The sequence below is a fragment of the Halorubrum californiense DSM 19288 genome (assembly GCF_000336875.1).
GTDB classification, from domain to species: domain Archaea; phylum Halobacteriota; class Halobacteria; order Halobacteriales; family Haloferacaceae; genus Halorubrum; species Halorubrum californiense.
Genome location: NZ_AOJK01000009.1, coordinates 102972 through 116129 on the forward strand (window position 1 = coordinate 102972; position 13158 = coordinate 116129).

Consider the following 13158-nt stretch of genomic DNA (forward strand, 5'->3'; position numbering starts at 1 on the left):
CTCGCGACGACTCGACTTCATACCGGCTGGTTCGTCCCTCCACCGACCGGTTCGTCCGCCGATCTATCTCACCGACGCAGCCCCGGCGGCGCCTGAATCCCGTCGCCCCAGTAGAACCGCGGGCCGAGGAGGAGGTAGCCGGAAGAGAGGAACAGCAGCGCGAACGCGAACCCCTCGCCGATCCACGCGGGGAGCGCGCTCGTCGCCATGTGGCCGGCGGGTGTGAGGATCACCGCCGCCTGTACGACGCCCATCACGAGCGCGTCCTGCGCGTGGAGGTCGGGGTACGTGACGGTCGACCCCATGAGCAGCGCGAACGCCGTCGTCGCCGCGACGAGGAGGAGCGGGGCGGTGTAGCCGGCGATGACGGCGGCCGCGAGCACCGTCGCCGCCAGCGTGGTCGGGACGCCGACCGTCTCGCGGGCGCCGTCCTCGTCGACCGTGTAGAGGCCGAGCCGGGCGACCGCGGCGGCGACGAACAGCGCGCCCGCGCCGACGCCGGCGCCGACGAGGACGGGATCCGTCGCGAACGAGCGGCCGTCGCGGACGACCGCCGCCACGAGCGCGGCGGGCGCGACGCCGAAGGACGCGACATCGGCCAGCGAGTCGAGGTACGGCCCGGCTGGCGTCGACCCGCGGTGGCGGGCGACGACGCCGTCGAGCCCGTCCGCGACCGCGGCGAGGAGGACGAGTCGGGCCGCGAGCGCGACGTCGACCGTCGCGGCGACGACGGCGAGGAAGCCGACGGCGGCGTTGGCCACGGTCACCGCGTCCGCGAGCCCGAGCCGCCGAGCGAACCGCAGAGGCATACCGTATCGGTCGACGAGCCGGGTTTTAGGGCTTGTTATCTCGTCGACCGCGGGCGAACCGCCGGCCTCGAAGTGCGGGTTCGCGCCGGGGGTCAGGGTACGTACCAGATGCCGCGCCCGAAGTCGAGCCACTCGCCGACGACGACGTGCGGCATCGCGATGACGCAGACGAAGATGGTGTAGAAGGCGACGGCCCCGGACAGGAGCGTGCCGCCGGCCAGCGGGTTCGGCGCGACGGTCCACAGGGCGGCCGCGACGCTCGCCGTGACCAGCGCGCCGACGACGAGGACCCCCCACGCGACGACGAGCGAGACGCCCTCGGTCCGGTCCGGCTGTTCCCGCTCGACGACCATGCTCCGCGCCGACTGCCGGAGCGAGTACCACAGCGGGAAGTAGAGCCCGATTGCGACCACGACAGGCACCAGCGCGAAGTACGCGACGAGCAGCAACGTCTCCGCGGCGTCGAGGAGCCACGACCGACTCACGCCGCCGGTCGAGCGCAGGCTGGTCGCGAGGCCGCCGCCGAGGTGCGCGAGCACCGCCAGTCCGAACGCGCCGCCCAGCACGGTGGTGAACCCCTCGGGGTTCGAGGCGGCCGGCCCGGCCAACTGGCCGTCGAAGACGCCCAGCATGATGCCGGTGAAGCCGTAGAAGGTGTCCGTCCAGAAGACGGCGGGGACGACCATCACGGCCCCGCCGCGGACCAGCGCGGCCAGCGCGCGTTGCGGTCTGGTCGCGAGGTGGTCCGTCCCGACCAGCGCGTCCATTACGCGGAGGTCGCCGTGCCCCCCCTTCGCGACCGCCGTGCCGAAGGAGAGCGCGAGCGCTGGCAGCGGGGCGACGACGAACAGCGCCACGAACGAGGCGACGAAGCCGAGGTACAGCGCCACGTAGCGCGCGCCGAACGGGAGCCCCCGCCTGCGGAGGTTCGAGAAGTGTTCGTATCCCCCGTGCGGGAGGTTCAGCGCGACCATCCCGACGAGGTACGCGATCATCTGGGTCCGGAGCGACAGGTCGGTGCCGGCCGCGGACAGCGCGCCGGACCCGACCGCGAGCAGGAGCAACGCCGCGCGCGACGCGCCGATTACCGTCCGTTCCGGTTCACCGAGGAGCTGCCGCACCGGACTCGCCGTCGACGTCGACATGGGCATTAATAGGGGCGTTACGGGGTTAGGACCTCGTTGCCATAATTCGGGCTTTTATATTCTCGGCTCTGCGAGGGCGTTATTTCTATACATATTGTAGCTGAAACAGCCGGTCGGTCAAGAGTACATGTTAATTGAGGGTGGAAATCAGTTCAGTCTGTGTAGTGAGTTCGACCCGAGAGCCGGTAAGCGAGCGTGCCGACAGCCGAGCTTCGAGTTCGATCACCTCATTCTCAGACTCAGTCGTCTCGAAAACCGTGTGTAGCAACCCGAGCCGTCCAGCGGTCGTTCCTGTCCGATACGCGTATCGGCGCTTCGAACGACTTGACCCCTCGGTTTCCCAAGGCGACCTCCACGTCGAACCGTAGACTGTCGCCGTCCCACGACTCAGTGATGTCCTCACGTCACCGGATGTCACGAGTTCGACGGTGACGTCTGCCCAAAGTCCGTCCCGTCGTATCGCCCAGACGACCGCTACTTCCGTCTTTTGAACATTCGATCGGTGGGGGGTTGAGATTCCGAGAATCGCGCCATCGTACTCGACCGTGGTAACAACATGTTCGAGGGAATCAATCTGCTCACCATCCTTGCGGACAACGGTACTGTCGCCGTCTCGTTCGAGGTCAAGCTTAGATGAGCCATACAGAGTCGTACCGACGATCGCACCACCGCCGCCGAGTGCGCCGAGTCCGCCGAGACCGATTATCTCGCGCCGATTCATTTGTAATCGATTACCGACATCGTTCATAAGGCTCTTTTGACGAACAGAGTCTCGACAACTACCTCAGCTGTACTGACCACAACCGGTTCAGAACGGAGGGGTTCACCGACCCGAGTTTCCGTTTGGCGACGCGCTGAGAGGAGAGTGAGGAGTTCGGAGCCGACTCAGTACGTGTGGATCACTTCGCCGCAGCGCGTACACTCGATCGTGTCCGAGCGGAACAGCCGCTCTTTCTTCTCGGTGGGGCCGTTACACTCGGGGCAGACGCCGAGGTTCCGGCCGTCCGCCACGCGCGCGGACAGGTCGAGGAACTGTCCCTCGAGCGTCTCGATCTGCTCGGACTGCTCCTCGACGACCGACCGGAGCTCCTCGATTGTCTCGTCGCGCTCCTCGACCGCCTCGGACAGGTCCTCGATGCGCCGTTCGTACTCGTCTATCGCCTCGACGTCGATGGTGACGTCGTCGGTCGCCGCCGCTTCGGCCTCTCTCTCCTCGGTGGTCTCGGTGGTCGATTCCGCCTCCGCTTCGGTGTCGTCGTCGGCCATGTGACACACCTAGAGCCAGAGACCCATTACTTTCGGGCCGACAACGTCTCCCCGAGACTCGGTTCGGCGACGACGATCGGCCTCGATCCGGCCCCGAGATCGACCGTCCGCGAACGCCGATACCTGACTGGGTTGGCATCGATCTGAATAGAATATATACTGTATCAAGAAGTGGGTATGGACCCGATAGCGCTAACGGCAGGCGTCGGATACGACCTGCTCGGGGGCGACCGCCCCGAGACACTTTGGTTGGGTATCGGAACGTTACTAATGCTCATCGGGACCTTCTACTTCATCGTCAAAGGATGGGGGGTCACTGACAAGGAGGCCCGTGAGTATTACGCAATCACGATCCTCGTGCCGGGGATCGCATCGGCAGCGTACCTGTCGATGTTCTTCGGTATCGGCGCATCGGACGTCGTAGTCGGAGAGGAGACGCTCCGCATCTACTACGCGCGGTACGCGGACTGGCTGTTCACCACGCCGCTGCTGCTGCTCGACCTCGCGCTGCTGGCGAAGGTCGACCGCGTGAGCATCGGGACGCTCATCGGCGTCGACGCGCTGATGATCGTCACCGGTCTCATCGGCGCGCTCTCGCAGCAGCCGGTCGCGCGGTACACGTGGTGGCTGTTCAGCACGATCTGTATGATCGTCGTGCTGTACTTCCTCGCCACGAGCCTCCGCAGCGCGGCGAAAGAGCGCGGCCCCGAGGTCGCGAGCACCTTTAACACCCTCACGGCGTTGGTGTTGATCCTCTGGACGGCCTACCCGATCCTGTGGATCATCGGCACTGAGGGCGCCGGCGTCGTCGGCCTCGGCGTCGAGACCCTGCTGTTCATGGTTCTCGACGTGACGGCCAAGGTCGGCTTCGGCTTCATCCTGCTCCGCAGCCGCGCCATCCTCGGCGACACCGAGGCTCCGGAGCCCTCCGCGGGCGCCGAGGCCTCCGCCGCCGACTGATCGGCGGATCCGCTCGACGCAATCGAACAGCACGGTTCAACCGTCTCCACCCTTCATTTTCACCATGACCGACACAACCACCGAACAGCCGCCAGCGTTGAACACGCGGTCCGTCGTCGGGCTGGGAGCGTGCGCCGCGGTCGCGCTCGTCGGAATATTCCTGATCCCGACGCTACAGGGGCCGAGCGGCGGACTCAACGTGCGGTTCTGGACGATGGCGGCGCTGGAGCTGCTCGCCATGGGCGGCGTCGTCTACTTCGTCCTCAACCTCCACGAGGAGCCGAGCTAGGACGGTTCGGCGTCGCCCTTCCCGTCGCGGGTCGAGGGCGACGTCTCGGCCAGCGCGCGCTCGAAGTGATCGCGCCCGACGACAGCCTCTGCGGGCGGACCGTCGTCGACGATCGCGTCCTCGATCGCGAGCAGCCCGGCCTCCCGGACCAGCGCCGCGATGTCGCCGCCGCTGTACCCGGCGGCCCGGTCGGCGACGGAGTCGAGGTCGACGCCGGACGCCACCGGCATCTCCCGGGCGTGGATCCGCAGGATCTCGCGGCGCGCCTCGCGGTCCGGGAGCGGCGTCTCGACTGCCTTCTCGATCCGGCCCGGACGGAGGAGCGCCTCGTCGATGCTCTCCGGGCGGTTCGTCGCCGCGATGACGGCGACGTCGGTGAGCGGCTCCAGCCCGTCGAGTTCGGTCAGCAGTTGGGACACCACGCGCTCGCCGGCGCCCGTGTCGTCGCCCCGGCGCTTCGGCGAGATGGCGTCGACCTCGTCGAAGAAGACCACCGCCGGCGCGTTCTCGCGCGCCGTGGCGAACAGGTCCCGGACCGCCTTCTCCGACTCGCCGACGTACTTGTCGAGCAGTTCGGGCCCGTTCACCGGGATGAAGTTCGCGTCGCTGAGGCTCGCCGCGGCGCGCGCGAGCAGCGTCTTCCCGGTCCCCGGCGGCCCGTACAGCAGCACGCCGGAGGGCGGTTCGATCCCCAGCGCCGCGAAGCGGTCCGCGTACTCCAGCGGCCAGTACACCGCGCGCACCAGTTCGCGCTTGGCGTCGTCGAGCCCGCCGACCTCGTCCCAGCCGACGGCGGGGAACTCGACGGTGACCTCGCGGAGCCCGCTGGGCTCGACGTCGTCGAGCGCGGCCTCGAAGTCCGCCATCCGGATCGCGGCCCGGCCGTCGCGGCCGACCGCCCGCTCCAGCGCGGCGTCCGTGAGGACGCCCAGATCGGCGAACACGTAGCCGTTGAGCCGCGCGGCGATCGCCTCAAGGTCGACGTCCATCGCGAGCGGCGCGCCCGCGCAGAGCGCTTCGAGCGCAGTCGCACGCTCCGCCGCCGTCAGGGGCTCGACCTCGACCTCGCGGTCGAACCGACCGCCGCGGCGCAGCGCCGACGGCACCCCGCTCGGGTCGGTCGTCACACCGATCACGACCGTCCGGTCGCCCGCGCGGAGTTCGTCGACCGTCGACCGGAAGCGGTCCGCCAGCGCGGAGCCGCCGTCGTCGGCCCCGAGCGCCTCGAAGTCGTCAAGGAGAACCACGGTGGGCTCCCCCGTCGGGACGGCCTCGACGACTTGGTCGAGCCGGTCCGACCGGTCGCTCGCCCGCTCGCCCCGGAGCCGGGCCGCGGAGGCGCGGACGAGCGTCGCGTCGGTCGCGGCCGCGACGGCCTCGACGAGCGTCGTCTTCCCCGATCCGCGCGGCCCGTGGAGGAGCAGCCCGAGCGTCGGGGACCCCGCGGACTCGAAGGTCTCGGCCGCGTCGAAGCGAGTCGCGACCGCGTCGCGGAGGCGATCGAACGTCGCCGTCGGGACGAAGCCGTCGCCGGTCCCGACGCCGTCTGGGCGCTCTGCGACGACGTCCGGGTCGCCCGCGTCGGCGACGGTGATCTCGGTCTCGTCGCCGACGACCGCCGGCGACGAGGGGGCCACGTCCCGCACGTCGAACCGGAGGGTGAGCGCCCCCCCGAGGCGCGTGACCTCGACCGCGTCGCCGACGGCGACGACCCGCCTGTCGAGCCGGCGGCGGATCGCGTCCTCGCTCCGCTCCAAGTCGACCGACTGGCGGAGCCGCAGCGTGACCGACGACGCGACCGGGAGGGCCGACGGCGCCACGGTGGCGGTCTCGCTCGGGTCGAGTCCGGCGGTCCGGCGAAGCCGCTCGGGCAGGAAGACGGCCCGCGCCCCGTCGTCGACCGCGACGACCGGGGCGGCGACGCGCCGTGCCCCCTCGACGGTCACCGAGTCGCCGAGGCCGATCCCGAGGTCGTCGAGAACGGCTTCGGGGAGGCCGACGCGGTCCCCGGGGACCGACGTGGGAGGCTCCCGGACGGGGATGCGCACGCTCATGTTCCGCGGGCCCGCTCGCTGGGCGACTCCTCGGCGGCGACGGTCGACACCATACGTCCGTTCCACGCCGGGCGAGCGCAAAGTAACCGGGCCTAACTGGACAGCCACGGTCCGGCGGCTCCCACGGTCTGGGGGTTCCCACGGTCCGGGGATTCCCGGAGTCTGGCGTCCCCCTCCCCTGTCGGCCGGTCGAACACCGACGAATCGGCTGCTCGGAACGCAGGCAACCATTAACCCCTATCGGTGCGAACGGGCTATCATGGCGAATGCTCGGGCGCTCCTCGTTCACCCGGAGGAAGGGAGCGAACGGATAGAGACGGCGCTCGACGCCGCCGGGTTCGAGGTGACGCGCACGGACACGGCGTCGTCCGCTGTCGCGAAGGCGATGACCGGCGAGTACGACTGCGTCGTCAGCGAGTACGCCCTGGCCGGCGACGACGGGGTGGCCCTCGCGACCGCGATCGAGGAGTCCGACGCGGGCGTCCCCGTCGTGATGTTCACCGAGACGGACGAGGAGGGCGTCCCGGAGGCCGCCTTCGAGAACGGCGTCGACAGGTTCCTCCAGAAGAACGGGTCGGCGTCGATCGAGCGGCTCGTCTCCGACGTCTCGACGGTCTCTTCGGGAGTGCCGACCTCGGAGCCGCGACAGGACGTGTCCGACCACGAGCCGTCCGCGCCGGAGGTGCGGCGCGCGGTTGAGGACGCTCCGATCGGGATCAGCATCAGCGACCCGGACCTCTCGGATTACCCCCTCGTGTACGTCAACGACGCGTGGGGGGAACACACCGGCTACCCGGTCGAGGAGGCGCTCGGCCGGAACCCCAGATTCCTCCAAGGCCCGGAGACGGCCCCGGAGACCGTCGAAGAAGTCGGAGAGGCGATCGCGAACGAGGAGGAGGTGACCGTCGAGATCCGGAACTACCGGCGCGACGGGACGCCCTTCTGGAACGAGCTGACGGTCGCGCCGATATACGACGAGGCGGGCGATCTGGCTCACTACGTCGGCTTCCAGAACGACATCAGCGACCGGAAGGAGGCGGAGCGGCTGGCCGAGGAGCGCGCCGAGAAGCTCGCGACCGAGCGGCGCTCGCTCGATCGGGTACTCGGTCGGGTGAACGGACTCTTGAGCGAGATCAGTCGCATCCTCGTCGAGAACCGGGACCCGAGCGTCATCCCGGAGCGCGTGTGCGAGGTCGTCGCCGGCGAGCCGGGGTACGCCGGCGGCTGGATCGGGGAGGTCTCGTCGGCGACCGGGCGCCTCGAGATCCGCGCCGCGAGCGGCGTGTCGGTCGACGCCGGCGCGTCGTTCGACGTCGACGAGACGCCGACCGAGGTCCGAGAGGCGATCGAGACCGAGGAGCTCCGCGGCGGCTCGATAGAGAACGCGGCGGACGGGCCGCTCGAACCGTCGGCGGTCGGCGGTCGGCGGCTGCTCGTCGTCCCGCTCACCTACGGGGAGCGGCGGTACGGCCTCCTCGGGATCTACGGCAGCGGGGCAGATGTCCTCGACCGCCGCGAGCGGCGAGTGTGCGAGTCCGTCGGAAAGATGATCGCGAACGGGCTCCACTCGCTCGAGACGACGAAGATACTCACGACCGACCGCGTCGTGGAGCTCGTCGTCGAGATCCGCGATCCGACCGCGTCGCTCGCGCGGATCGCCGACGCGGTCGGGGAGCCGGTCGAACACCTCGGGACGACGCGGCTCGACGACGACGCCTGCGAGCTGTACTTCCGGGTCGACGGCGAGGGCGTGAGCCTCGACGAGCTCGCGGCGCGCTCCTTGGTCGAGTCGATGCGGACAGTCTCGGAGACGAACGACGGCGTCAGCTTCGCCGTCACGATCACCGAGTCGCCGCCGTTCACGCAGCTGGCCGACCACGGCGTCGTCGTCGCCGAGGCGACCGCCACGGCGGACGGGGCGACCCTGACGATCGAGGCGCCGCCGGAACACGACGTCCGGTCGATCCTCGACGTGTTCCGCGCGGAGTACGAGGGCGTCGAGCTCCGGTCGCGCGTCGAGCGCGAGAGCCGGGACCGCACCGTCGCGGAGTTCGCCGCCGCGGTCGACGAGCGGCTCACCGAGCGGCAGCGCGCCGCCCTGAAGACCGCCGAGCTGAACGGGTACTTCGAGTGGCCGCGGCCGGTCGACGGCTCGGAGATCGCGGCGCAGATGGGGATCACCCGACAGACGTTCCACCAGCACCTCCGCGCGGCCGAGCGGAAGCTGGTCGAGGCGTACGTCGACCCGCGGCCGAGCGAATGAGTCGGGAGCGCGCCGCGACCCTCGAACGGGGCGGCCAATGACCGACGAGGAGTCGGACGCGGAGGCGATGGCGGACCCGTTCGCCGCGAGCGACACGATGGTCGTCGCGGCCGATCCGGAGGCCCTGTTCGCGTTCCTCGACGACCCGGCGAACCACGCGGCGATCACGCCCGGGATCACGGACGTGAGAGACGTCGAACCGCTGGAGAACGGTGGGAAGCGGCTCTCGTACACCTACCGGATGGCAGGGGTCGGGATCGACGGCGAGATCGTCCAGACCGTCCACGAGCCGCCCGAGCGCCACGCCTTCGAGCTCCGCGGCCGCCTCACCGGCACCATCGACCTCCGGATCGCGCCCGTCGACGGGGGAACGGAGCTGACGTACGCCGCGACGTACGACCTGCCGGAGAACGCGCTCACGAGGGCCGGCGCGCCCGCGATCCGCCGGTTCAACGAGCGGCAGCTCCGGGCGGCGCTGGAGAACGTCGCGGCGGAGTTCGACGCGGACTCGTAGCGAGTTCTCGTCGGCTCGTCGCGACGTTCTCGTCGGCCGCCTCGAGACCGGACGGCGGCGAGTCGACGGGAGACGGCACAGCGATTCGGGGGCGGCGGGCGAACTATTAAGCGTGCGATGACCCAAACGAGAGGTATGGATCCAATCACCCTCCAATCCGGGCTCGGTCTCGGGCTCGTGGGCGTCGGCCTGCTCGCGCTCCTGCTCGTGATCGTCACGCTCTGGCAGTCGTTCGAGATCGTCGACGCCTACGAGAAGAAGACGCTCACCGTCTTCGGCGAGTACCGCAAGCTGCTCGAACCGGGCATCAACCTCATCCCGCCGTTCGTCTCCCGCACGTACCCGTTCGACATGCGGACCCAGACGCTCGACGTCCCCCGCCAGGAGGCGATCACGCGGGACAACTCACCGGTGACCGCCGACGCCGTCGTCTACATCAAGGTGATGGACGCGAAGAAGGCGTTCCTGGAGGTCGACGACTACAAGAAGGCCGTCTCGAACCTCGCGCAGACCACCCTCCGGGCGGTCCTCGGCGACATGGAACTCGACGACACGCTGAACAAGCGGCAGGAGATCAACGCGAAGATCCGAAAAGAGCTGGACGAGCCGACCGACGAGTGGGGGATCCGCGTCGAGAGCGTCGAGGTCCGCGAGGTCAACCCCTCGAAGGACGTCCAGCAGGCGATGGAGCAGCAAACCTCCGCCGAGCGCCGCCGCCGCGCGATGATCCTCGAAGCGCAGGGGGAACGCCGCTCCGCGGTCGAGCAGGCCGAGGGTGACAAGCAGTCCAACATCATCCGCGCGCAGGGTGAAAAGCAGTCCCAGATCCTCGAAGCGCAGGGGGACGCCATCTCGACGGTCCTCCGCGCACGCTCCGCAGAGTCGATGGGCGAGCGCGCCATCATCGAGCGCGGCATGGAGACGCTCGAAGAGATCGGGAAGGGCGAGTCGACCACGTTCGTCCTCCCGCAGGAGCTCACCAGCCTCGTCGGCCGCTACGGCAAGGCCCTCTCCGGCTCCGACGTTCAGGAGATGGAGGGGCTCGACGGCAAGGAGTTCGACGCCGACACGCGGAAGATGCTCGGCCTCGACGACATCGACGAGATCCTCGGGCAGATCGAGGAGTCCGCGGAGATGAACGTCGAGGAGCTCGAGAAGGAGGCCGAGGCCGTGAAAGCGGGCGACGCCGGCGCGAGCATCCGGTCCGCGGACGAGGTCATCCAGGAGATGGACGACGAGGAGGCGCCCGCGGAAGTCGAGAAAGAGGAGTAGATCGGCGCGAAGCGCCGTCGAGACCGCGGTTTTTTGTCGTGGACGGATATTCCGAGCGAAGTGTTTTTGTCGGGGCGTAAACTAGTACGGCCGTGACAGAGGGGTTCGACGGACAGAAACGCGAGACGCTCCGCCGGTTCGCCGCCGTCGGAGCGGCCGCGCCGTTCGTGGGAACCGCGAGCGCCGACGACGCCGACGACGAGAACGAGACGCGGGAGGCGATCCGCGGCTACGTGCCGACGACCCCCGGCGCGCACTTCTCGAAGCTCCGCGACGACCTCCGCCTCGGCACCGGCGAGGCCCAGTACCACCTCCGGAAGCTGGAGGCGGCGGGCGCCATCGAGTCGGTGAAGGACGCCGACTACCGGCGCTTCTTCCCCGCCGGCCGGTTCGACGAGACGGACAAGCGGGCGCTCGGCTACCTCCGTCGGGAGACGCCGCGCGGGATGATCCTCACGCTGTTGCGCGACCCCGACGCGACCGGCGCCGACCTCGCGAGCGCCCTCGGCGTCTCGCGGCCGACGATAAGCGCCGCCGCCGCCGATTTGGAGCGTGCCGGCCTCCTCGACCGGACCGACGGCTACGCGCTGACCGAGCCGGAGCGGCTGCTCACGCTCGTCGTTCGCTACGCGGACTCCTTCGACGCCGAGGCCGTCGCGTTCGCCGACGAGGCGGCGTCGCTGGTCGCGTACGACCCCTGAGTCCGAGCGCGACGGCGGCCGTCAGGCCGTGACCATCCACGTCGTCCCCGAGGAGTACCCCCATTTCTCGACGTCGACCTCGGTGGCGGCGTCGGCGACGGCGCTCATGTTCGCGCCGACCTCCTTCGCCGAGAGACCGAGGTCGTCGGCGATCAGCCGCGACTTGAAGTACGTTCGGTCGGCCGCGTTCTCGCGGAGGTACCGCAGGATCCGCGCCTGCTTCGCGGAGAGGCCGGTCGATTCGGCGGCGACCGCGTCCGGGTGGGCCGTGCTCATACGGGTACCACGTCGTCACCCCGCATAAGGCGGTTGGTAGGTCGGATTAACACGTCGCTGTCGGGCGATTTTGTGCGTCATCGGGCCCGTGAGTACCGCCCCAAGACCCCGTTTGGGTACGGCCTTCGAACCGCGGCACCGGCGCACCGATCCCGCCGCGTCGGGGTCAGTACAGTTCGGTGACGAACGGACCGAGCGCCCCGCTCACGCCGGCCGCGAGCGCCTCGGCGCGGTCGACGCGGCCGTTCGTGAGCGCGCCCGCCGCGCCGCCGCGCTCCGCGACACCGTCGGTGCCGAGGCGGTCGTCCATCACCGGGCCCAGCTCTTCCCCGTCGGCGATCCGGGCGGCGACGTCCGCGGGGAGCGCGAGGCTCGGCCCGGCGGCGCGGCCGACGCGGTCGCCGTCCGTCACCGCCGCCCACATGATCAGGTAGAGTCCGTCGGTCCCGTCGAACCCCGCGACGCCGCCCTCGATCCCGACGCCGAGGTCGTACGTCGGCCCGGCCTCCGACTCCGCCTTCAGGACGGCCGCGGCGCGGTTCTCGGCGCCCGCGACCGTCTCCGCGTGGCCGGTCGGCTGCTCGCTCACGCCGGAGTCGACGGGGACCGATTCGATCGCGACGCCGGTCGGGTCGCCCGGGAGGTCGTCGTCAGCCGCCGCGCCGAGCGCCAGTTCGACCGCGCGCCGCTTCACCGGGTTGCCGCTGCCGACGCCGACTCGGAGGGTCGTCATGGGCGGGCGTCGTCGCTCGCGGCCGAAAACGCCTCGGGATGGAGCAACCGCGCCAGCCGCTCGACCCCGTCGATCAGGGCGGGGCTCGGCTGGTTCAGGAGGTCGTCGTCGATCACGCTGACCGGGGCGTCGACCCAGTCGCGCTCGGCGACGGTCGCGGGGTCGACCCGGTCGCCGTGGCCGCAGACGTGGACGACGACGTGATCGGGGTCGGCCCGCTCGACGTCGGCGGAGTCGACCTCGCGGGACCGTTCGCCCGACTCGACGAAGGGGTAGCGCCCGCCCGCGGCGCGGACCGCGTCGGGGACCCAGTTGCCGGCCGCCATCGGGGGGTTGGACCACTCCTCGCAGTAGACGGTCGGTCGGGGGCGGTCGGCGACCGCGTCGGCGATCGCGTCGAGTCGGTCGCGGGCGTCGGCGGCGAGTCGCTCGCCCGCCTCGGGCCGCCCCACGTCGCTCCCGCGGGCCGCGAACCCGGCAACCGCGTCGTCGAGCGTCGCGGGCTCGCGGTGCGCGACGGCGAGACCGCGGTCGCGGCAGGCGTCGGCGAGGTCGCTCTGGAGCCCGTCGCTGGTGAGGACGACGTCGGGGTTGAGGCCGGCGACGCGGTCGAGGTCGGGGTTCAGCCAGCCGCCGACCGCGGGCAGGGAGTCGAAGCCGTGCGCCGATCCGGCGTCGGCGTCGTCCGAGAGGTCGCAGTGGGCGGTGACGCCGACGAGGCGGTCTGCGGCGTCGAGCGCGGCGATCGTCGCGGTCGCGCTCGGGGCGAGCGAGACGACGCGGGGCGCGGACATGGCGTTCGATCCGGGCGCGACCGTGTCAACGGTTTCGGTCCGGGCGGCGCGGCGGAGCAGTCGGGTTGAGCGCTGACGGGGT

General features: G+C 70.3%; 14 protein-coding genes. 6 read left to right on the forward strand and 8 right to left on the reverse strand.

The genetic code is table 11. The features are described from left to right. Positions 1-68: 68 nt before the first annotated feature. The 4 genes from C463_RS01535 to C463_RS01550 form a co-directional block, all read right to left on the reverse strand. Positions 69-809 (reverse strand): protein sorting system archaetidylserine synthase, encoded by a 741-nt coding sequence (locus C463_RS01535; protein ID WP_008440452.1) that lies wholly within the window; start codon positions 807-809, stop codon positions 69-71. A 92-nt stretch (positions 810-901) separates the two neighbouring features. Next, positions 902-1954 (reverse strand): Brp/Blh family beta-carotene 15,15'-dioxygenase, encoded by a 1053-nt coding sequence (locus tag C463_RS01540; RefSeq protein ID WP_008440453.1) that lies wholly within the window; start codon positions 1952-1954, stop codon positions 902-904. Positions 1955-2084: 130 nt separating this feature from the next. Next, positions 2085-2675 carry a hypothetical protein gene (locus tag C463_RS01545; RefSeq protein ID WP_049905379.1) on the reverse strand — a complete coding sequence of 197 codons (591 nt, stop codon included), beginning with the start codon at positions 2673-2675 and terminating at the stop codon, positions 2085-2087. 164 nt (positions 2676-2839) lie between these two features. After that, positions 2840-3220: a hypothetical protein gene (locus C463_RS01550; protein WP_008440454.1), complete on the reverse strand. Its 381-nt coding sequence runs from the start codon at positions 3218-3220 to the stop codon at positions 2840-2842. A gap of 177 nt (positions 3221-3397) precedes the next feature. On the opposite strand from C463_RS01550, the gene C463_RS01555 reads away from it, so the two are divergent. Together C463_RS01555 and C463_RS01560 are read left to right on the forward strand one after the other, a co-directional pair. Further along, positions 3398-4180, forward strand: coding sequence for a bacteriorhodopsin (locus C463_RS01555; protein ID WP_080510750.1), 783 nt, complete (start codon positions 3398-3400; stop codon positions 4178-4180). 64 nt (positions 4181-4244) lie between these two features. Beyond that, on the forward strand, positions 4245-4469 hold the full coding sequence (locus tag C463_RS01560; RefSeq protein ID WP_008440456.1) for a hypothetical protein: 225 nt from the start codon (positions 4245-4247) through the stop codon (positions 4467-4469). Here C463_RS01560 and C463_RS01565 read toward each other — a convergent pair. Continuing rightward, positions 4466-6523 (reverse strand): AAA family ATPase, encoded by a 2058-nt coding sequence (locus tag C463_RS01565; protein ID WP_008440457.1) that lies wholly within the window; start codon positions 6521-6523, stop codon positions 4466-4468. The genes C463_RS01560 and C463_RS01565 overlap by 4 nt on opposite strands. Positions 6524-6782: 259 nt before the next feature. Here C463_RS01565 and C463_RS01570 point away from each other — a divergent pair, with 259 nt between their 5' ends. From C463_RS01570 to C463_RS01585, 4 genes are all read left to right on the forward strand, one after another. Next, on the forward strand, positions 6783-8786 hold the full coding sequence (locus tag C463_RS01570) for a bacterio-opsin activator domain-containing protein (protein WP_008440458.1): 2004 nt from the start codon (positions 6783-6785) through the stop codon (positions 8784-8786). A gap of 37 nt (positions 8787-8823) precedes the next feature. Next, positions 8824-9300, forward strand: coding sequence for an SRPBCC family protein (locus C463_RS01575; protein ID WP_008440459.1), 477 nt, complete (start codon positions 8824-8826; stop codon positions 9298-9300). 135 nt (positions 9301-9435) lie between these two features. Then, positions 9436-10572, forward strand: a complete 1137-nt coding sequence (locus C463_RS01580) for an SPFH domain-containing protein (protein ID WP_008440461.1) — start codon at positions 9436-9438, stop codon at positions 10570-10572. A 92-nt stretch (positions 10573-10664) separates the two neighbouring features. After that, on the forward strand, positions 10665-11273 hold the full coding sequence (locus C463_RS01585) for a winged helix-turn-helix transcriptional regulator (protein WP_008440463.1): 609 nt from the start codon (positions 10665-10667) through the stop codon (positions 11271-11273). Positions 11274-11294: 21 nt separating this feature from the next. On the opposite strand, the gene C463_RS01590 is transcribed toward C463_RS01585, so the two are convergent. The 3 genes from C463_RS01590 to C463_RS01600 form a co-directional block, all read right to left on the reverse strand. Further along, positions 11295-11549 (reverse strand): DUF7123 family protein, encoded by a 255-nt coding sequence (locus C463_RS01590; RefSeq protein WP_008440464.1) that lies wholly within the window; start codon positions 11547-11549, stop codon positions 11295-11297. A 166-nt stretch (positions 11550-11715) separates the two neighbouring features. Next, complete coding sequence (locus tag C463_RS01595) at positions 11716-12282, reverse strand: DUF84 family protein (protein WP_008440465.1); 567 nt, start codon at positions 12280-12282, stop codon at positions 11716-11718. Beyond that, positions 12279-13076, reverse strand: coding sequence for a cobalamin-binding protein (locus C463_RS01600; RefSeq protein WP_049905381.1), 798 nt, complete (start codon positions 13074-13076; stop codon positions 12279-12281). The genes C463_RS01595 and C463_RS01600 overlap by 4 nt, the downstream gene beginning before the upstream one ends. Positions 13077-13158 lie beyond the last annotated feature (82 nt).

What these genes read in the sequence shown, in the direction of transcription:
- C463_RS01590 (WP_008440464.1), bottom strand. Translation starts at nt 11,549, where the DNA reads ATGAGCACGGCCCACCCGGACGCGGTCGCCGCCGAATCGACCGGCCTC.
- C463_RS01545 (WP_049905379.1), bottom strand. Translation starts at nt 2,675, where the DNA reads ATGAATCGGCGCGAGATAATCGGTCTCGGCGGACTCGGCGCACTCGGC.
- C463_RS01550 (WP_008440454.1), bottom strand. Translation starts at nt 3,220, where the DNA reads ATGGCCGACGACGACACCGAAGCGGAGGCGGAATCGACCACCGAGACC.
- C463_RS01580 (WP_008440461.1), top strand. Translation starts at nt 9,436, where the DNA reads ATGGATCCAATCACCCTCCAATCCGGGCTCGGTCTCGGGCTCGTGGGC.
- C463_RS01535 (WP_008440452.1), bottom strand. Translation starts at nt 809, where the DNA reads ATGCCTCTGCGGTTCGCTCGGCGGCTCGGGCTCGCGGACGCGGTGACC.
- C463_RS01560 (WP_008440456.1), top strand. Translation starts at nt 4,245, where the DNA reads ATGACCGACACAACCACCGAACAGCCGCCAGCGTTGAACACGCGGTCC.
- C463_RS01600 (WP_049905381.1), bottom strand. Translation starts at nt 13,076, where the DNA reads ATGTCCGCGCCCCGCGTCGTCTCGCTCGCCCCGAGCGCGACCGCGACG.
- C463_RS01555 (WP_080510750.1), top strand. Translation starts at nt 3,398, where the DNA reads ATGGACCCGATAGCGCTAACGGCAGGCGTCGGATACGACCTGCTCGGG.
- C463_RS01595 (WP_008440465.1), bottom strand. Translation starts at nt 12,282, where the DNA reads ATGACGACCCTCCGAGTCGGCGTCGGCAGCGGCAACCCGGTGAAGCGG.
- C463_RS01565 (WP_008440457.1), bottom strand. Translation starts at nt 6,523, where the DNA reads ATGAGCGTGCGCATCCCCGTCCGGGAGCCTCCCACGTCGGTCCCCGGG.
- C463_RS01570 (WP_008440458.1), top strand. Translation starts at nt 6,783, where the DNA reads ATGGCGAATGCTCGGGCGCTCCTCGTTCACCCGGAGGAAGGGAGCGAA.
- C463_RS01540 (WP_008440453.1), bottom strand. Translation starts at nt 1,954, where the DNA reads ATGTCGACGTCGACGGCGAGTCCGGTGCGGCAGCTCCTCGGTGAACCG.
- C463_RS01575 (WP_008440459.1), top strand. Translation starts at nt 8,824, where the DNA reads ATGACCGACGAGGAGTCGGACGCGGAGGCGATGGCGGACCCGTTCGCC.